The sequence below is a fragment of the Ruegeria sp. AL3 genome (genome assembly GCF_056536065.1).
In genome coordinates this window covers 1524955-1543927 of sequence record NZ_JBQFJG010000001.1, presented here as the reverse complement: position 1 = coordinate 1543927, position 18973 = coordinate 1524955, and the positions used below count along the sequence as shown (strand labels likewise).

At 57.7% G+C, this 18973-nt stretch carries 13 protein-coding genes; 2 read left to right on the top strand and 11 right to left on the bottom strand.

Annotated elements, in window-relative coordinates:
* Nucleotides 1-12: 12 nt before the first annotated feature.
* Genes fusA through rpsL form a run of 3 tightly spaced genes read right to left on the bottom strand, consistent with a single transcriptional unit; the run spans nucleotide 13 to nucleotide 3006 of the window.
* On the bottom strand, nucleotides 13-2130 hold the full coding sequence (gene fusA, locus ACR3E6_RS07730; RefSeq protein WP_170347258.1) for an elongation factor G: 2118 nt from the start codon (nucleotides 2128-2130) through the stop codon (nucleotides 13-15).
* An 18-nt stretch (nucleotides 2131-2148) separates the two neighbouring features.
* Entirely contained in the window at nucleotides 2149-2619 is a 471-nt protein-coding gene (rpsG, locus tag ACR3E6_RS07725) for a 30S ribosomal protein S7 (RefSeq protein WP_480486579.1), read from the bottom strand.
* Between the two features lie 15 nt (nucleotides 2620-2634).
* Entirely contained in the window at nucleotides 2635-3006 is a 372-nt protein-coding gene (gene rpsL, locus ACR3E6_RS07720; protein ID WP_005621086.1) for a 30S ribosomal protein S12, read from the bottom strand.
* 390 nt (nucleotides 3007-3396) lie between these two features.
* Between rpsL and ACR3E6_RS07715 the strand changes: the two genes are divergently transcribed.
* The gene (locus ACR3E6_RS07715; protein WP_480486577.1) at nucleotides 3397-4203 is read left to right on the top strand and encodes a putative rhamnosyl transferase; all 807 of its coding nucleotides are present in this window, start codon (nucleotides 3397-3399) and stop codon (nucleotides 4201-4203) included.
* Between the two features lie 4 nt (nucleotides 4204-4207).
* Nucleotides 4208-5014 (top strand): glycosyltransferase, encoded by an 807-nt coding sequence (locus ACR3E6_RS07710; protein ID WP_480488108.1) that lies wholly within the window; start codon nucleotides 4208-4210, stop codon nucleotides 5012-5014.
* Here the strand turns inward: ACR3E6_RS07710 and ACR3E6_RS07705 are convergent.
* The 8 genes from ACR3E6_RS07705 to rplK form a co-directional block, all read right to left on the bottom strand.
* Complete coding sequence (locus ACR3E6_RS07705) at nucleotides 4999-5868, bottom strand: DMT family transporter (protein ID WP_171725118.1); 870 nt, start codon at nucleotides 5866-5868, stop codon at nucleotides 4999-5001. The genes ACR3E6_RS07710 and ACR3E6_RS07705 overlap by 16 nt on opposite strands.
* A 90-nt stretch (nucleotides 5869-5958) precedes the next feature.
* Complete coding sequence (locus ACR3E6_RS07700) at nucleotides 5959-6408, bottom strand: hypothetical protein (RefSeq protein WP_171725117.1); 450 nt, start codon at nucleotides 6406-6408, stop codon at nucleotides 5959-5961.
* Nucleotides 6409-6627: 219 nt separating this feature from the next.
* Entirely contained in the window at nucleotides 6628-10869 is a 4242-nt protein-coding gene (rpoC, locus tag ACR3E6_RS07695; protein WP_480486574.1) for a DNA-directed RNA polymerase subunit beta', read from the bottom strand.
* A 50-nt stretch (nucleotides 10870-10919) separates the two neighbouring features.
* The gene (gene rpoB, locus ACR3E6_RS07690) at nucleotides 10920-15056 is read right to left on the bottom strand and encodes a DNA-directed RNA polymerase subunit beta (protein ID WP_480486572.1); all 4137 of its coding nucleotides are present in this window, start codon (nucleotides 15054-15056) and stop codon (nucleotides 10920-10922) included.
* A 250-nt stretch (nucleotides 15057-15306) separates the two neighbouring features.
* Nucleotides 15307-15684 carry a 50S ribosomal protein L7/L12 gene (gene rplL / locus ACR3E6_RS07685; RefSeq protein WP_152459178.1) on the bottom strand — a complete coding sequence of 126 codons (378 nt, stop codon included), beginning with the start codon at nucleotides 15682-15684 and terminating at the stop codon, nucleotides 15307-15309.
* 79 nt (nucleotides 15685-15763) lie between these two features.
* Nucleotides 15764-16282 (bottom strand): 50S ribosomal protein L10, encoded by a 519-nt coding sequence (gene rplJ, locus ACR3E6_RS07680; protein WP_171638240.1) that lies wholly within the window; start codon nucleotides 16280-16282, stop codon nucleotides 15764-15766.
* A gap of 1162 nt (nucleotides 16283-17444) precedes the next feature.
* Complete coding sequence (rplA, locus tag ACR3E6_RS07675; RefSeq protein WP_480486570.1) at nucleotides 17445-18143, bottom strand: 50S ribosomal protein L1; 699 nt, start codon at nucleotides 18141-18143, stop codon at nucleotides 17445-17447.
* A gap of 1 nt (nucleotide 18144) precedes the next feature.
* Nucleotides 18145-18594, bottom strand: a complete 450-nt coding sequence (rplK, locus tag ACR3E6_RS07670) for a 50S ribosomal protein L11 (RefSeq protein ID WP_037314971.1) — start codon at nucleotides 18592-18594, stop codon at nucleotides 18145-18147.
* Nucleotides 18595-18973: the final 379 nt, after the last annotated feature.

Genomic DNA, 18973 nt, shown 5'->3' with positions numbered 1-18973 from the left:
TCAAATCTTCGCTTATGCGTATTTCGCCTGGATCTCGTCCGAGATGTTCTGCGGAACCGGATCGTAGTGGTCGAACTGCATGGTGAACTGGGCACGGCCCGACGACATCGAACGCAGAGTGTTGATGTAGCCGAACATGTTTGCCAGCGGAACGAACGCGTCGATCGCGATTGCGTTGCCGCGCGGTTCCTGACCAGACACCTGGCCACGACGCGAGGTCAGGTCGCCGATGATACCGCCGGTGTATTCTTCCGGAGTGATCACTTCGACCTTCATGATCGGTTCCAGCAGCTTCGCGCCAGCTTTGCGCATGCCTTCACGCATACACATACGGGCCGCGATTTCGAACGCCAGAACGCTCGAGTCAACGTCGTGGAACTTACCGTCCAGCAGGGCAACCTTGAAATCGATCACGGGGAAGCCAGCCAGAGGGCCGCTGTCCATGACCGAATTGATGCCTTTTTCAACACCGGGGATGTATTCCTTCGGAACGGCACCACCAACGATGCGGCTTTCGAACGAATAACCTTCGCCCGCCTCGGTGGGCTGGATCTCCAGCTTGACTTCCGCGAACTGACCCGAACCACCCGACTGTTTCTTGTGGGTGTAGGTGTGCTCGACCGGCATCGAGATGGTTTCACGATAGGCCACCTGCGGTGCACCGATGTTCGCTTCAACCTTGAACTCGCGCTTGAGACGGTCCACCAGGATGTCCAGGTGAAGTTCGCCCATGCCCTTCATGATGGTCTGACCCGATTCCAGATCGGTTTCCACACGGAAGGACGGGTCTTCGGCGGCCAGACGGGCCAGACCCTGAGACATTTTCTCCTGGTCGCCCTTGGTTTTGGGCTCGACCGCGATCTCGATCACCGGATCGGGGAAAGTCATGGTTTCCAGAACCACCGGATCCTTCGCGTCACACAGGGTGTCACCGGTGGTGGTGTCTTTCAGACCCGCCAGCGCGATGATGTCGCCTGCAAACGCTTCTTCGATCTCTTCCCGGTTGTTCGAGTGCATCATCATCATACGACCGATGCGCTCTTTCTTGCCTTTGGTCGAGTTCAGGATCGAGTCACCCTTGTTCAGCACGCCCGAATAAATCCGGGTGAAAGTCAGCGAACCGACGAAGGGATCGTTCATGATTTTGAACGCCAGGCCCGAGAACGCCATGTTGTCGTCAGCACGACGGGCGATGTCACGAACTTCTTCCTCGTCACCGGGTTTGAAGCCCATGTAATCGACAACGTCCAGCGGGCTGGGCAGATAGTCGATCACAGCGTTGAGCAGCGGCTGAACGCCTTTGTTCTTGAACGCAGAACCACCCAGTACCGGAACGAACGCGATTTCCAGTGTGCCCTTGCGCAGCAGTTTACGCAGGGTCGGAACGTCGGGCTCATTGCCTTCCAGGTATTCCATCATCGCGTCGTCGTCCATTTCGACGGCCGCTTCGATCATCTTACCGCGCCATTCTTCAGCCATGTCTTTCAGGCTGTCGCGGATGGGGGCTTTGATCCAGCTTGCGCCCAGGTCTTCACCCTGCCACAGCCATTCTTCCATGGTGACCAGGTCGATCAGACCTTCCAGCTCAGATTCGGCGCCAATCGGGATACCAACCGGAACAGCACGTGCGCCGGTGCGGTCTTCGATCATGCGAACGCAGTTGAAGAAGTCTGCGCCGATCTTGTCCATCTTGTTAACGAAAACCATACGCGGAACCTTGTAGCGGTCAGCCTGACGCCACACGGTTTCGGTCTGGGGCTCAACACCGGCGTTTGCGTCCAGAACGCAGACGGCACCGTCGAGAACCGCCAGCGAGCGTTCGACTTCGATGGTGAAGTCAACGTGGCCGGGGGTGTCGATGATGTTCAGGCGGTGCTTGGGGGTATCGGCGGTTTTACCGTCCTCGGTGCGTTCCCAGAACGTGGTGGTCGCAGCCGAAGTGATGGTGATGCCGCGTTCCTGCTCCTGCTCCATCCAGTCCATGGTGGCTGCACCGTCGTGCACCTCACCGATGTTGTGGGATTTACCAGTGTAATACAGGATACGCTCCGAGCAGGTGGTCTTACCTGCGTCGATGTGCGCCATGATACCGAAGTTACGGTATAGTTCGAGCGGATATTCGCGTGCCATTTGGATAAGCCTCTAGAATTACCAGCGGTAATGGCTGAAGGCTTTGTTCGCCTCGGCCATCTTGTGGGTGTCTTCGCGCTTCTTAACGGCAGTACCGCGGGACTGTACGGCGTCCAGCAGTTCGCCGGCGAGGCGTTCTTCCATGGTGTTTTCGTTGCGGCCGCGCGCAGCGGTGATCAGCCAGCGGATGGCCAGTGCTTCGCGGCGCTCGGGGCGCACTTCGACCGGAACCTGATAGGTTGCACCACCAACCCGGCGCGAGCGAACCTCGACCGACGGTTTGATGTTGTCGAGCGCTTCGTGGAACACTTCGACAGGAGCGCGCTTTACCTTGCTCTCAACGCGATCAAACGCGTTGTAAACGATGCGCTCTGCGACCGACTTCTTGCCGTCGATCATCAGGTTGTTCATGAATTTGGTCAGTACCTTGTCGCCAAATTTGGCGTCAGGCAGGACTTCGCGTTTTTCGGCGGCGTGACGACGTGACATATCAGCCTCTCCTTCTTACTTGGGACGCTTCGCGCCGTATTTCGAACGACGTTGCTTACGGTCTTTGACGCCCTGAGTATCCAGAACACCGCGCAGGATGTGGTAACGCACACCGGGAAGGTCTTTTACACGGCCGCCACGGATCAGAACAACCGAGTGTTCCTGCAGGTTGTGGCTTTCACCAGGGATGTACGAGATGACTTCGAACCCGTTGGTCAGGCGCACCTTGGCAACCTTACGCATCGCCGAGTTCGGCTTTTTAGGCGTTGTGGTATAGACACGTGTGCAGACACCGCGCTTTTGCGGGCACTGCTCCAGGTGCATGGACTTCGAGCGTTTGACTTTGGGCTGCCGCGGCTTGCGGATCAGCTGTTGAATAGTTGGCATTCCGGTTCTTTCCCCGTTTTGCAACACACATGACATGCACGCGCGTTGCGTGCGGCTAAATTCGCTGCACTTATGCGTCCACAAGCGCAAAACCCACGAGCGTTCCCATTCCGAGGTGAACGTCGCGGTTGGTTCTCAGAGGGCGCGAACTGCAAAATTGTCCGGGCCTTGACCAGTTCATTACTGGAATCGGCTACGGGGCGGCCCCCGGTACCGAGATGACGCGCGTATAGGGGGAGTCGGCCCAAGTGTCAACAGCACGATACCGGCGCCCCGGCGCGCGCGTTGAATGCAGCCTGTAGGATTGCCATTCCTGCGCGCCGCTGTCCCGGTTGCGGCTGAACCGCCGCAAGGGCATAGTCGGGTCGAATATCTGCTGATGGATTACAGATGCAAGTGATTGGCCTTTGCCGGTTTTCCTATCCCGCAACCGGCGGTTTTCGGCTGAACCGGGATACGATCGAAGAGCAACGGCAATTTCTGTATGCCCCCGACAGGCTGGAAGAACGCTTTCGTCTTTTCGAGGCGATCACCCTGCCAGGTTTTCGCACCCAGACCGATGAGACGTTCGAGTTGTTTGTTTTGACCGGGACGTGCCTGCCTCAGATCCATGCGGACCGGCTGCGCGACCTGACCGCCGGGATCAAACAGATCCGTATCATTGCAAAAAAACCAGGGGATCATAAGCAGATTGTACGAGAGGTGCTGAACACCGCCCGCGCGGACCCGCATCAGCCGTGCCTACAGTTTCGGCATGATGACGATGACGCCGTTTCCGTTGATTTCATAGAACGCCTCCGCGCTGCCGTTGTCGAAAACACAGGGCTGATGCTGCAGAGCGAGTCCGTCGGTATAGATTTCAATCAAGGGTACATCGCCCGGCGCGAAGCCCACGGAATTCGGGCAGCTCGGGTCTATCGATCGCTGCTGGGCGTTGGCCTGGGCATGCATGTTCAAGCCGGAAGCACGCGGACGATATTTGACCGGTTGCACAACAGGCTCGCCCGGTTCATGCCCGTGGTCAGCTATCCGGACACGCCCATGTGGGTTAGGATGCTGCACGATTTCAACGACTCGGACCACGCGCGCAAAGATACCAGCGAGTTGTCGCCTTTCACGCCTGAACAGGCTGAAGACTTGCGGGTACGGTTCTCGATCGACCCTGACGCGTTCGAGGCCAGATATGCGGCGCGCTGAGAAAATGCAGGTCATCGGTCTTTGCCGGTTTTCCTATCCCGCAATTGGCGGCTTTCAGACAACGCACGAGAGTGTCGAAGATAGACGGCAATTCCTGTACCAGCACGACAGGTTGGAAGAACGGTTTCGCCTGTTCGAGACGGTCGCCCTGCCCGGTTTCAAAAAACAGTCCGACGAAGATTTCCAGTTGGTGATCGTGGTCGGCCACTGCCTTCCCAAGCTGGCATTTGACCGCCTCAACGATCTGACCGGTGGGCTGAAACAGGTGCGCATAGTCGCGAAACCTCCGGGGCGTCACAGAAAAGTCATGCAGGATGTCCTGAATTCGGCACGGACCGATCCCGACCAACCCTGCCTTCAGTTTCGCCACGACGATGATGATGCAGTTGCCGTGGATTATGTCGAGCGGTTCCGGGGCTGTGTCAGGGAATGTGTCGGCTTGTTCGAAAGGCACGCGATGGTCGCCGTTGACTTCAACTGCGGTTATCTGGCCCGCGCCAATTCCGAGGGGATACAGGCCACGCGCGTGCATCGCCCGTTGATCACTGCCGGTCTGGGAATGTACGTGCGGGGCGGGCAGCGGAAGTCGATCATGAATTTTGCCCATAACAGGATCAACCGCGCGATGCCCGTTGTGACCCGACCCGACAGTCCGATGTGGGTAAGAGGATTGAACCGGTTCAATGACTCACCGCGAACCAGAAACATGGATGTCGCGCTCAACCCTCTTACCCGGCAGCAGGAGCTCGAGTTTCAAACCCGTTTCGCCATTGATCCGGACATGGTCAGACGGAGTCACGCCAAGCCCTGACGCGCACGTGCCCGGAACAAGGTGAACAGACCGGCACCCACGATCAGGACAGCACCCAGCATCGTCAGGCTGTCAGGCCATTCGTCAAACACGACCCAACCCAACCCGAGCGCCCAGATCAGACTGGAATATCTGAATGGTGCAACGAATCCGACATCTCCCTGACGCATGACCATGACGCTGAACAAATAGCCAAGCAGCACAAACACGGCCGCCGCCGCGACCAGGGAACCCGCCGTTGCCGAAACCACAACCCATCCTTCGAAAACCGAGGCTATTGCCGCGGCCCCCGCTATGGAAACCGAGGTGGCAAGGGTAACCAGCATTGACGGCACGTCGGCTGACATGCGTCGCGTGATGAGGTCCCGAACTGTAATCGAAACCACTGCAACCAGCGCATAGATGGAATACACGCTGAACCCCTCTGGCCCGGGTCTTACGATCAGCAGCATTCCGACGAACCCCACGGCGATTGCCAAAGCGCGTCGCCAACCAACCTGTTCGGAAAAAACCAAAGCAGCACCCAATGTTACCGTAAGCGGCAATGCCTGAAGAATGGCCGTAACATTGGCAAGCGGCATGTTCTTCAGCGCCGTCAGGAAAAAGAATGTCGCCGCCAGCTCTGCAAGGCAGCGCAGTGCAACCAGCCACTTGTCATGGCGCGAAAAATTCAGATGCAACGTGCCCAGTGACCGGGCAAGTACATAGATCAGAAATACAGCCAGGAACCCGCGCATGGCCACCAACTGAAACAATGGCAGATCCTGCAAGGCAACCTTCACCAGCGTATCGTTCAAGGTAAAGGCAGCCATGCTGCCCATCATCAGCAAAGCGCCTTTGGTGTTTGGAGTCATGCTGCTTCGGGCTCCGGGGCTATTGATCGCCCCGCATTGGCCGCCGAGTCGGGTTGGATGTCAATAACGCACCACGGGGTACAGAGATCATCAACCGAATGGGAGGATGGTCCCGAACAGGTTCAGGCTGGAAGGCTCTGTCGTGTCTTTTACAAACTCAACCCAGTCTTCCCCGTATACAAGTTCGAAAAACACAGGATATTTCCACACGAAATTATGAAAGGAAAAGGTCGTCACCAACGCACCAACCGTGAGCGCCCCGGCGAACTCTCGCAGTTTACCTTTCAAAAACAGCATAACCATGATGCAGGCCCCGCCTGCGAGGCCGAGGCTGACGAAATCCTGCGTTCCCACCTTGCCGGGCACCGGAATGCCAACCGATTGATATTGAATCAGGCGGGACAGGAAGACCGCAATAACACCCAGTATAAAAGCCCCCAGAAACGCAGCGGGATAACCCAGACGTTGCCAGATACTCTCGGTTCGAGGCAGAGGCGACTTGCGTGTGCTTTCTTCTGAACGCTTCTTGATCCGTGCCACACGGTCCTCGAAAGAGTTGCCTTTGGTGTCCATTGTTCAGCTCAATATAATCCGAAAACACAGAATATCGCTAAACCACCGATTGCAGAACCACAAGCCTGATGCAATCGGGTCAAAGGCTGTGCTCTGTCACGAAGGTTCACAATTGCGCACCTGGAGCGGCAACAAAAAAGGCCCCACGAAATCGCAGGGCCTTTTTTTGGTTTTGAATGACGCGGTTTATTCGCGGCTTTCCGGTGTTTCGACCAGAACGTCCAGCTCATCCCCGACCATATCATCATCCATGATCGGTGCGGCCAGGGCGGCGGCGGCCTCGGCCTCTTCCCGGCGGGCTTCGATCACCACATTGTCACGCGACTGCGCGATGTGGCGGACAGCCTGCGTTGCCCCTCCGGTACCGGCGGGGATCAGACGACCGACGATGACGTTCTCTTTCAGGCCGACCAGCTTGTCCTTCTTGCCCTGAACCGAAGCTTCGGTCAGCACGCGGGTGGTCTCCTGGAACGACGCCGCCGAGATGAACGAGCGCGTCTGCAACGAGGCCTTGGTGATCCCCAGCAGGATCGGCTCACCCTGAGCAGGGCGACCACCGCGAGCGATGGTCTTCTCGTTGGCCGCGTCGAACTCCTGCTTGTCGACATGTTCGCCCTTCAGCAGGGTGGTGTCGCCCGAATCCAGGATCTCCCACTTCTGCAGCATCTGGCGCACGATTACCTCGATGTGCTTGTCGTTGATCTTCACGCCCTGCAGACGATACACGTCCTGCACCTCGTCGATCATGTAATCCGCCAGCGCTTCGACACCCATGATGGACAGGATGTCATGCGGAGCCGGGTTACCGTCCATCAGGTATTCACCCTTCTGGATGAAGTCCCCTTCGGCCACCGGGATGTGCTTGCCCTTGGGCACCATGTACTCGATGGTCTCCATGGACTCGTCAGCCGGTTCGATGCTGATGCGGCGCTTGTTCTTGTAGTCGCGGCCAAAGCGCACGTAACCATCGGCCTCGGCGATGATCGCGTGATCTTTCGGACGGCGGGCTTCGAACAGTTCGGCCACACGCGGCAGACCACCTGTGATGTCCTTGGTCTTGGCACCTTCGCGCGGGATACGAGCGACGACGTCACCGGCTTCGACCTTCTGGCCGTCTTCGACCGACAGGATCGCATCCACCGACATCGGATAGTGAACCGGGTTGCCCGCATCGTTGCGGACCGGCTCGCCATCTTCGCCAACCAGAATGATCTCGGGCTTGAGGTCGCTGCCCTTGGGGGCGGCGCGCCAGTCGATCACGATCTTCTGGGTCATGCCAGTTGCTTCGTCGGTCTCGTCGCGGACAGCGAGGCCCGAAACCAGATCGACATATTTTGCAGTACCGGCTTTCTCGGCGATGATCGGCAGGGTGTAGGGATCCCACTCGAACAGCTTGTCACCACGGGCCACCTTGGTGCCGTCCTTGACGAACAGCTTGGAGCCGTAGCCCAGCTTGTGGCTGGCACGCTCTTCGCCGTGTTCGTCCTTGATCACCAACTTCATGTTCCGGCCCATGACCAGGCTTTCGCCTGCTGCGTTGACCAGAATCTGCGGGTTCTCGAAGGAAACGATACCTTCCTGGCTGGCTTCCTGGAACGACTGCTGACCACCCTGCGCAACACCACCGATGTGGAAGGTCCGCATGGTCAGCTGTGTACCGGGTTCACCGATCGACTGCGCCGCGATGATGCCGACAGCTTCACCTGTGTTCACCATCGTACCGCGTGCAAGGTCACGACCATAGCAGGTTGCACAGACGCCTTCCTCGGACTCACAGGTCAGAGGCGAGCGGATGCGCATCGACTGAACGCCGGCTTCGTCGATCGTGTCGGCCATACGTTCGTCGATCAGCTGACCGGCTGCGACGATCACCTCATCGGTGCCCGGACGCAGAACATCGTCAGCCGCCACACGGCCCAGCACACGTTCGGCCAGCGAGGCGACAACCTCACCGTCGTTCACGGCTGCTTCGGCGGTGATCGCACGCTCGGTGCCGCAGTCGATCTCACGAACGATGCAGTCCTGCGCCACGTCCACCAGACGACGGGTCAGGTAACCCGAGTTTGCCGTCTTCAGAGCGGTATCCGACAGACCCTTACGGGCACCGTGGGTCGAGTTGAAGTACTCGAGAACGGTCAGACCTTCCTTGAAGTTCGAGATGATCGGCGTCTCGATGATGTCACCGTTCGGCTTGGCCATCAGGCCGCGCATACCGCCCAGCTGTTTCATCTGAGTGACCGAGCCACGCGCACCCGAGTGGGCCATCATGTAGACCGAGTTCGGCTCCATGTCCGACCCGTCTTCGGCCTTGGCAACGTCCGAGATCGTGCTCATCATCGCCTCGGTCACGCGGTCGTTACACTTCGACCAGGCATCGACAACCTTGTTGTACTTTTCGCCCTGAGTGATCAGGCCGTCCATGTACTGCTGTTCAAAGTCTTTCACCTGACTGCGCGTTTCGTCGACGATGCTCCACTTGTCGTCCGGGATGACCATGTCATCCTTGCCGAACGAGATGCCCGCCTTGAACGCTTCCTTGAAGCCCATCGACATGATCTGGTCACAGAAGATCACCGACTCTTTCTGACCGCAGTAACGGTAGACGGTGTCGATCACCTGCTGCACTTCTTTTTTCCGCAACAGACGGTTGACCAGATCGAACGGTGCCTTGTTGTTCATCGGCAGCAACGCACCCAGACGCAGACGGCCCGGAGTGGTTTCATAACGCTTCTGAACTTCGTTGCCTTCTTCGTCGATCTGCGCGATCCGGGCAGTGATTTTCGAGTGCAGATGCACCTCGCCCGCGTCCAGCGCATGCTGAACTTCGTCGATCGACCCAAAGACCTTGCCTTCGCCCGGCATGCCTTCACGTTCCAGGGTCACATAGTACAGACCCAGGATCATATCCTGCGACGGAACGATGATCGGCGCGCCGTTTGCAGGCGACAGAACGTTGTTCGTCGACATCATCAGAACACGGGCTTCCAGCTGCGCCTCAAGGCTCAGCGGGACGTGAACGGCCATCTGGTCGCCGTCGAAGTCGGCGTTGAAGGCCGAACAGACCAGCGGGTGCAGCTGGATGGCTTTACCTTCGATCAGGACCGGCTCGAACGCCTGAATGCCCAGACGGTGCAGCGTCGGCGCACGGTTCAGCATGACAGGGTGTTCGCGGATCACCTCGTCGAGGATATCCCACACTTCGGGACGCTCTTTCTCGACCAGTTTCTTCGCCTGTTTCACAGTCGAAGACAGACCCTTGGCTTCAAGGCGCGAGTAGATGAACGGCTTGAACAGTTCCAGCGCCATCTTCTTGGGCAGACCACACTGGTGCAGCTTCAGCTCGGGGCCGGTCACAATGACCGAACGGCCCGAGAAGTCGACGCGCTTACCCAGAAGGTTCTGACGGAAGCGGCCCTGCTTGCCTTTCAGCATGTCCGACAGCGATTTCAACGGACGCTTGTTGGCGCCGGTGATCACGCGGCCACGACGGCCGTTGTCGAACAGAGCATCCACGGATTCCTGCAACATCCGCTTTTCGTTGCGGACGATGATGTCAGGCGCGCGCAGCTCGATCAGACGCTTCAGGCGGTTGTTCCGGTTGATGACGCGGCGATACAGATCGTTCAGATCCGAGGTCGCGAAACGGCCACCATCCAGCGGAACCAGCGGACGCAGTTCCGGCGGAATGACCGGGATCACGGTCATCACCATCCACTCAGGCCGGTTGCCCGACTCGAGGAAGGATTCAACAACCTTCAGACGCTTGATGATTTTCTTGGGCTTCAGCTCGCCGGTTGCTTCGGCCAGATCAGCGCGCAGCTGCTCGGCTTCGGCTTCCAGATCGATCTGGGCCAGCATCTCACGGATGGCTTCGGCACCGATATTCGCGGTGAACGCGTCCATGCCATAGGCATCCTGCGCGTCCATGTACTCTTCTTCGGTCAGCATCTGGCCATAAGACAGGTCGGTCAGACCGGGCTCGATGACGACATAGTTTTCAAAGTACAGAACACGTTCCAGATCGCGCAGCGTCATGTCCAGCATCAGACCGATGCGGGACGGCAGCGATTTCAGGAACCAGATATGTGCAACGGGCGCGGCCAGTTCGATATGGCCCATACGCTCGCGGCGGACTTTTTGCAGGGTGACTTCCACGCCACACTTTTCGCAGACAACGCCGCGATACTTCATCCGCTTATATTTGCCGCACAGGCATTCGTAATCTTTGATCGGGCCAAAGATACGCGCGCAGAACAGACCGTCACGTTCAGGCTTGAACGTCCGGTAGTTGATGGTTTCGGGTTTCTTGATCTCACCATAGGACCAAGACAGAATCCGTTCAGGGCTGGCCAATGAGACTTTGATTTCGTCAAAGACTTTCGGCGGCGTCAGCGGGTTGAACGGGTTGTTGGTGATTTCCTGGTTCATTTGTTACCTCAAATCTTGCGGAAGGGGGGACGGGAGAAAGGGCAGCGCCCTCACTCCTCAACCTCCGCATCCAGGAGTTCCATATTCAGGCCGAGGCCACGGACTTCTTTCACCAGAACGTTGAACGATTCCGGTACGCCCGCTTCAAAGTTATCCTCGCCCTTGACGATCGACTCATAGACCTTGGTCCGGCCGGCGACGTCATCCGATTTCACCGTCAGCATCTCCTGCAGGGTGTAGGCGGCGCCGTAAGCTTCCAGAGCCCAGACCTCCATCTCACCAAAGCGCTGACCACCGAACTGCGCCTTACCACCCAGCGGCTGCTGGGTGACCAGGCTGTACGGCCCGGTCGAACGCGCGTGGATTTTGTCGTCCACAAGGTGGTGCAGTTTCAGCAGGTACTTGATGCCCACGGTGACCGGACGCGCGAATTGCTCACCGGTACGACCGTCGAACAGGATCGACTGACCGCTTTCCGAGAAGCCCGCGCGCACCAGCGCGTCGTTGACGTCAGCCTCTTTGGCGCCGTCAAAGACCGGGGTTGCGATCGGAACACCGCGAGTGACGTTGCTGGCCGCTTCGATCAGGTGGTCCTCGTCCATGCCGCTGATGCCCTCTTCATAGACATCCTCGCCATAGGCGTGTTTCATCGCGTCACGTACCGGCGTCAGATCGCCCGAACGGCGGTATTCCTGTAGCGCCTCATCGATGTTCAGACCCAGACCGCGTGCGGCCCAACCCATGTGGGTTTCAAGGATCTGACCAACGTTCATACGCGACGGCACACCCAGCGGGTTCAGACAGAAGTCAACCGGCGTACCATCGGCCAGGAACGGCATGTCTTCCATCGGAACGACCTTGGAGATCACACCTTTGTTCCCGTGACGACCGGCCATCTTGTCGCCCGGCTGCAGCTTACGCTTCACGGCGATGAAGACTTTGACCATCTTCATCACACCCGGCGGCAGGTCGTCACCACGACGGACCTTCTCGACTTTGTCCTCGAAACGGGCGTCCAGAGCACGCTTTTGCACTTCGTACTGCTCGTTCAGAGCTTCGACGATCTGTGCGTCCTGCTCACCTTCCAGCGCCAGCTGCCACCACTGACCGCGGGTCAGGGTTTCCAGCAGGTCCTCGGTGATCACCGACCCTGCCTTGACGCCTTTCGGGCCTTTGACAGCGGTTTTGCCCAGGATCAGGCCTTGCAGACGCGCATAGATGTTGCGGTCCAGGATCGCCAGCTCGTCGTCCCGGTCACGGGCCAGACGTTCGACTTCCTCACGCTCGATCTGCAGCGCACGCTCGTCTTTCTCGACGCCGTGACGGTTGAAGACACGAACCTCAACGACCGTACCGTAATCGCCCGGCTTCACGCGCAGCGAGGTGTCGCGCACGTCAGATGCTTTTTCGCCAAAGATGGCGCGCAGCAGCTTTTCTTCCGGGGTCATCGGGCTTTCGCCCTTCGGAGTGATCTTGCCAACCAGAATATCGCCCGGCTCAACATCCGCACCGATGTAAACGATGCCCGCCTCGTCGAGGTTGCGCAGCGCTTCTTCACCGACGTTCGGGATGTCGCGGGTGATCTCTTCCGGACCCAGCTTGGTGTCACGGGCGGCGACTTCAAACTCCTCGATATGGACCGAGGTGAAGACGTCGTCACGCGCGATACGTTCCGAGATCAGGATCGAGTCTTCGTAGTTGTAACCGTTCCACGGCATGAACGCGACGACCACGTTCTTACCGAGCGCCAGTTCACCCATATCGGTCGACGGACCATCGGCAATGACTTCGCCCTTCTGGACGGTGTCACCCACCTTGATCAGCGGACGCTGGTTGATGCAGGTGTTCTGGTTCGAACGCTGGAATTTGCGCAGACGATAGATGTCAACGCCAGCGTCACCCAGTTCAAGATCTTCGGTGGCTCGGATAACGATACGCTGGGCATCGACCTGGTCGATGATACCGGCGCGTTTCGCCTGAATCGCAGCACCCGAGTCGATCGCAACCTTTTCCTCGATCCCGGTACCGACCAGCGGCGCTTCGGCGCGCAGCAGCGGAACCGCCTGACGTTGCATGTTCGAGCCCATCAGAGCGCGGTTGGCGTCGTCATTTTCTAGGAACGGGATCAGCGATGCAGCGACTGAGACCAGCTGTTTCGGCGACACGTCGATCAGATCCACATTCTCGCGCGGGGCCAGAGTGTAGTCACCGGCCTGACGGGTCGAAACCAGATCGTTGATGAACTTGCCATCCGCATCCAGCGTCGCGTTCGCCTGCGCCACGGTGTGACGCATTTCTTCGGTCGCGGACATGTAGTGAACCTCATCGGTCACCTCGGCGTCTTTGACGACACGGTACGGTGTTTCGATGAAGCCATACTTGTTCACGCGGGCGAAGGTGGCCAGCGAGTTGATCAGACCGATGTTCGGACCTTCGGGCGTTTCGATCGGGCACATCCGGCCATAGTGGGTTGGGTGAACGTCGCGCACCTCAAAGCCCGCACGTTCACGAGTCAGACCACCGGGGCCAAGCGCCGAAAGACGGCGTTTGTGGGTAACCTCGGACAGCGGGTTGGTCTGGTCCATGAACTGCGACAGCTGCGAGCTGCCGAAGAATTCACGAACCGCGGCCGCCGCCGGTTTCGCGTTGATCAGGTCCTGTGGCATGACGGTGTCGATCTCGACTGACGACATACGCTCTTTGATTGCGCGCTCCATGCGCAGCAGGCCGACGCGGTACTGGTTTTCCATCAGTTCGCCGACCGAACGCACACGACGGTTGCCGAGGTGGTCGATATCGTCCACATCGCCTTTGCCGTCGCGCAGCTCCACCAGCGCCTTGATACAGGCCACGATGTCTTCGCGGCGCAGGGTACGCAGGGTGTCAGGCGCATCCAGTGCCAGACGCATATTCATCTTCACGCGGCCAACAGCGGACAGATCATACCGCTCGCTGTCGAAGAACAACGTGTCGAACAGAGCCGACGCAGCCTCGACGGTGGGCGGCTCACCCGGACGCATGACGCGGTAGATGTCCATCAGCGCGCTTTCACGGTTCAGGTTCTTGTCCTGAGCCATGGTGTTGCGCATGTAGGGGCCGACATTGACGTTGTCGATGTCCAGTACCGGGATGTCGGTGATACCCGCGTCGATCAGTTCCTTGACGGTACCGCCGATCAGGTCGCCATCCTTGTCGTATTCCAGGGTCAGCTCATCACCGGCTTCGACATAGATCGCGCCGGTTTCTTCGTTGATGATGTCCTTGGCGACAAACTTGCCGACGATGTGATCAAACGGAACCAGCAGATCAGTGACGGTGCCTTCGTCGATCAGCTTCTTGACCGCGCGTGGGGTAACTTTCTTGCCCGCTTCGGCAATCACTTCACCGGACTTGGCGTCAACCAGATCATAGGTCGGGCGGGTGCCGCGCACGCGCTCGGGGAAGAACGGTGTCACCCAACCCTTATTCTTGTCCAGCTTGTAGGACACGGTGTTGTAATACGCGTCCATGATCGCTTCCTGATCCAGACCCAATGCATAAAGCAGGGTTGTCACAGGCAGTTTGCGGCGACGGTCGATCCGGGCGAACACGATGTCCTTGGCGTCAAACTCGAAGTCCAGCCAGCTGCCGCGATACGGGATGATGCGGCAGGCAAACAGCAGCTTGCCCGAGGAATGCGTCTTGCCCTTGTCGTGGTCAAAGAACACGCCGGGCGAACGGTGCATCTGCGATACGATCACACGCTCGGTCCCGTTCACGACAAAAGTGCCGTTCGGCGTCATCAAAGGCATATCGCCCATGAAGACATCCTGCTCCTTGATGTCCTTTACCGATTTTGCGCCGGTGTCCTCATCGACATCGAACACGATCAGACGCAAGGTAACCTTCAGCGGTGCGCTGTAGGTCATGTCGCGCTGCATGCACTCTTCGACGTCGTATTTGGGTTTTTCCAGATCGTATTTCACGAATTCCAGAACGGAGGTTTCGTTGAAATCCTTGATCGGGAAAACCGACTGGAACACGCCTTTGATGCCTTCGCCGTCAGTGGGCTGCTCTGCATCGCCGGAGCGCAGGAAAAGATCATAAGAAGATTTCTGGACCTCAATGAGGTTCGGCATTTCCAGCACTTCGCGGATTTTGCCGTAATATTTACGAAGACGTTTCTGGCCAAGGAACGTTTGAGCCATGTCAGATGTCACCTTTCGATGTTCTCAGCGGGCAAAGACACCGTCGGGCCCCGGCATCTTGCACAATCGAGACAACACGTCCGGATCAATTCATGGCCACCGTCCCGAAGGCGGCCTCCCGATCCGAAAACCGTGTCTTAGAAAACGCCTCGCGTCTTGAGGCCCTTTCTAAGACAGGTTCGGCTGGACCCGGATTTCTCCGGACCCAGCCAAATTTTTTGGCACATCAGCGATGCACCTGAGGATAAGCTTAGGCCAGCTCGACTTCGGCGCCAGCTGCTTCCAGCTTGGCTTTGACGTCTTCTGCTTCTGCTTTGTCCACGCCTTCTTTGATCTTGCCGCCGGCTTCGACCAGTTCTTTGGCTTCTTTCAGGCCCAGGCCGGTGATGCCGCGAACTTCTTTGATGACGTTGATTTTCGATGCGCCGGCGTTCTTCAGAACGACGTCGAATTCGGTTTTTTCTTCCTCAGCTGCACCGCCGGCGTCGCCAGCTGCACCTGCGACCATTACGGCGCCGCCAGCTGCGGGCTCGATGCCGTATTCGTCTTTGAGGATGGTTTTCAGTTCTTGTGCTTCCAGCAGGGTCAGACCCACGATGCTTTCTGCGAGTGCTTTCAGATCAGCCATTTTATCAGCTCTTTCCGTTTACAGTGTGTGTTCCAACGTCAGGGCAAATGCCCCACGCAGATCATTCAGTGCCAACCGCTTACGCAGCTTCCGCCTTCTCTTCGATGGTGGAAAGGATGCTTGCGATATTGCTTGCAGGTGCGCCAATCGCGCCGGCGATGTTCGAAGCAGGTGCGCCAATGCAGCCCACGATCGAAGCAATAAGCTCCTCGCGAGACGGCATTTTCGAAACAGCTTCGACGCCTTTGCGGTCCAGAGCGTTCTCGCCCATTGCACCGCCAAGGATTTCGAACTTCTTGTTCTCCTTGGCGAAGTCCTCGGCCACTTTGGCTGCTGCCACAGGGTCCTCGGAATAGGTCAGAACGGTCATCCCTGTCAGCAGGTCGGCCATGCTTTCACACGGCTTACCCTCAAGGGCGATTTTGGCGAGCCTGTTTTTGGCAACACGCACGGAACCGCCCGCTTCGCGTGCACGCGCGCGCAGGTCCTGCATCTCGGCAACTGTCAGACCGGCGTAGTGGGCAACCACTACGACGCCAGAGCTTTCGAAGATTTGGCCGAGTTCCTCGACCACTTTCTCTTTCTGGGCTCTATCCACAGTTCTCTCCAAGTTAGGGGCGAAATCTCACCCCGGCTCATATTTGCCGCAGCTTTCGCTCCGGCGTTCAGGTCCTTGTTACGGGATTGGCCAAAATGCGCCCGAGGGTGGGACCCCCAGAATTCTTTGGTCTTACCCGTCTCAGGCAGGGAATTAAGGGGCCGAATGGACCCACCCACCGTCTTGGACGAAACGAAACAAAGCGCACGACGAATCGCACGCTTTGTTCCGCAGGTCTTCTTAGGGCAGATGGGCAGGGTTTCCAAGGGGTAAATTTGGGTAATAGGAAGGCAGATCCGAGGTATGTTGGTTATGCGCTTCCGTAGCCTCGCAAACTTCCGAAGGAATAACGACTTTGCGGACAAATCTTGTCGAACGAGTTGCTTCTTTGATTCGGTTTGAAGTCCACTGACGCTGCACTTTCGCTGTAGCACGCCATCGCAATTTCCACCTATTGGCTTCACAATCAAGATAACACCGGCTACGGCGTTACTAAGTCTCAAGCCCTGCCGAAAAGCGAGCCACTCGAAAGGAAAAAGTCTTTGCGATTGATTTTGATTTCTGCCTACTTCTTAGTGCTGTCTGGAATGGCATCCGCACAAGAAGGCCAAGTACTCAAGAAGGCTTCAATTTCAGGCTGGAATGTCTCGAAATTCCAAACGCCAAAAGATGGGCTAAGCTGTCAAGCTTTTAAGTGTAACTCCGGAAATTGTAACGTCGACACCGCAGAGGCCGTCGTCCGCCTGTGGGGGTCAGCACGGCGCAAAGCCGTTACACCGATGATCGGTATGAAAGCCACAAGGTCTGGGGCAAGCAACGCGAGTTTAACCGTGGCAGATCAGTCTTTTCCGCTTAGTCAGGCCCAAGAGTCGCGCGGTAAACTGTTCATCGCGACGCGCCCAGAGGACGACGTAAAGATAGTGCGTCTTATGTCGCAAAGGGGGGCTGACTCAGTAACATTTTCTAGCAACAAGGGCAGCGCCACATTCCGTTTGTCGGGCGCAAATCGCGTCCTGAAGTTTTTTCAAAGAGAATGCGGGATTCCGTTGCCCTAAACCAAGATCGCTGAGTTGGGCTACATTGCCGACATTTGACCGATCGTAAAAAGATCCCGGGCAGTTCGCACCACCCGGGATCAAATCTTCAAGATATGCGCTAAGGCTTACTCGCCCGACGCCTCTGCCACATCCAGAGTCACACCCGGGCCCATGGTCGAGCTCAGCGCGATTTTCTTCATATAGGTGCCTTTGGCGCCCGACGGTTTCGCTTTGGCAACAGCCGAGACAAACGCGCGGACGTTTTCAGCCAGTTTGGCTTCGTCGAACGACGCTTTGCCAACACCGGCATGCACAACGCCGCCTTTTTCCGCCTTGAACTGAACTTCACCGCCCTTGGCTGCTTCCACGGCCGCTTTCACGTCCATGGTCACGGTACCAACCTTGGGGTTCGGCATCAGGTTGCGGGGGCCCAGAACTTTACCCAGACGACCGACGATCGGCATCATGTCCGGGGTTGCGATGCAGCGATCGAATTCGATGGTGCCGCCCTGAATGGTTTCCATCAGGTCTTCTGCGCCAACGATGTCCGCACCTGCTTCTTTCGCCTCATCGGCCTTGGGGCCACGAGCGAAAACAGCAACGCGCATCGCTTTACCGGTGCCGTTCGGCAGGCCGACAACGCCGCGAACCATCTGGTCCGCGTGGCGGGTGTCAACGCCCAGGTTCAGTGCGATTTCGATGGTCTCGTCGAATTTCGAGGTTGCATTGGCTTTGACCAGGGCAACTGCTTCTTCAACCGACAGGTTTTCCTTGCCGGCGACAGCTTCGCGCGCAGCGCGGGTACGTTTACCGAGTTTTGCCATCTTACTTCACCTCGATACCCATAGAGCGGGCCGAGCCCAGGATGATCTGCATTGCGCCTTCGACGTCGTTGGCGTTCAGATCTTTCATTTTGGCTTCGGCGATTTCACGAACCTGCTTCGAGGTCACGGTGGCCACGGTCTCACGACCGGGGTTTTCCGCGCCACGGGGGCGGTTACGCTTGCCGACCGGCTTCAGACCAGCTGCTTTTTTCAGGTAGTAAGACGCGGGTGGCGTCTTGATGTCCATGGTGAAGGACTTGTCCTGATAATAGGTGATCACGGTTGGGCAAGGTGCGCCCTGCTCCATGTCTGCGGTTTTGGCGTTGAACGCCTTGCAGAATTCCATGATGTTGATGCCGCGCTGACCCAGCGCCGGACCAACTGGCGGCGACGGGTTCGCCTGACCTGCAGGAACCTGCAGTTTCATTGTACCAGCAAGCTTCTTGGCCATTTGGTTTTCCTTTCAACTTGGGTGAAACGCGTCCCACCCAGATTATGTTGCGTGGTCCGGTCCGGGATCGCGACCCCGGCAACCTCCCACGAGAGAATCTCGCCCGAAGACGATAGAGGCGGCGTTTACATGGGATCAGGAGAGATGACAAGTGGTTGGCGCACCATTCGGGTTGTACCGAATCAAACCCTGAGAGGATTCTTGCTGCCTGCGTGATTACACGCGAATGTCCGCGCGGTTTTAAGTTCCTCTAACAATCAGCAAAGACATGTAAAACCGCCAGTTTGCCGCCAATTGAACGCGACATTGGCGCTTGCTTCGCCACAACGCAGATGACCGTGCTATACTCCTTAAAAATTGTGATTATTGGTGGAGGTTA

What these genes read in the sequence shown, in the direction of transcription:
- fusA (WP_170347258.1), bottom strand. Translation starts at nt 2,130, where the DNA reads ATGGCACGCGAATATCCGCTCGAACTATACCGTAACTTCGGTATCATG.
- rpsG (WP_480486579.1), bottom strand. Translation starts at nt 2,619, where the DNA reads ATGTCACGTCGTCACGCCGCCGAAAAACGCGAAGTCCTGCCTGACGCC.
- rpsL (WP_005621086.1), bottom strand. Translation starts at nt 3,006, where the DNA reads ATGCCAACTATTCAACAGCTGATCCGCAAGCCGCGGCAGCCCAAAGTC.
- ACR3E6_RS07715 (WP_480486577.1), top strand. Translation starts at nt 3,397, where the DNA reads ATGCAAGTGATTGGCCTTTGCCGGTTTTCCTATCCCGCAACCGGCGGT.
- ACR3E6_RS07710 (WP_480488108.1), top strand. Translation starts at nt 4,208, where the DNA reads ATGCAGGTCATCGGTCTTTGCCGGTTTTCCTATCCCGCAATTGGCGGC.
- ACR3E6_RS07705 (WP_171725118.1), bottom strand. Translation starts at nt 5,868, where the DNA reads ATGACTCCAAACACCAAAGGCGCTTTGCTGATGATGGGCAGCATGGCT.
- rpoC (WP_480486574.1), bottom strand. Translation starts at nt 10,869, where the DNA reads ATGAACCAGGAAATCACCAACAACCCGTTCAACCCGCTGACGCCGCCG.
- rpoB (WP_480486572.1), bottom strand. Translation starts at nt 15,056, where the DNA reads ATGGCTCAAACGTTCCTTGGCCAGAAACGTCTTCGTAAATATTACGGC.
- rplL (WP_152459178.1), bottom strand. Translation starts at nt 15,684, where the DNA reads ATGGCTGATCTGAAAGCACTCGCAGAAAGCATCGTGGGTCTGACCCTG.
- rplA (WP_480486570.1), bottom strand. Translation starts at nt 18,143, where the DNA reads ATGGCAAAACTCGGTAAACGTACCCGCGCTGCGCGCGAAGCTGTCGCC.
- rplK (WP_037314971.1), bottom strand. Translation starts at nt 18,594, where the DNA reads ATGGCCAAGAAGCTTGCTGGTACAATGAAACTGCAGGTTCCTGCAGGT.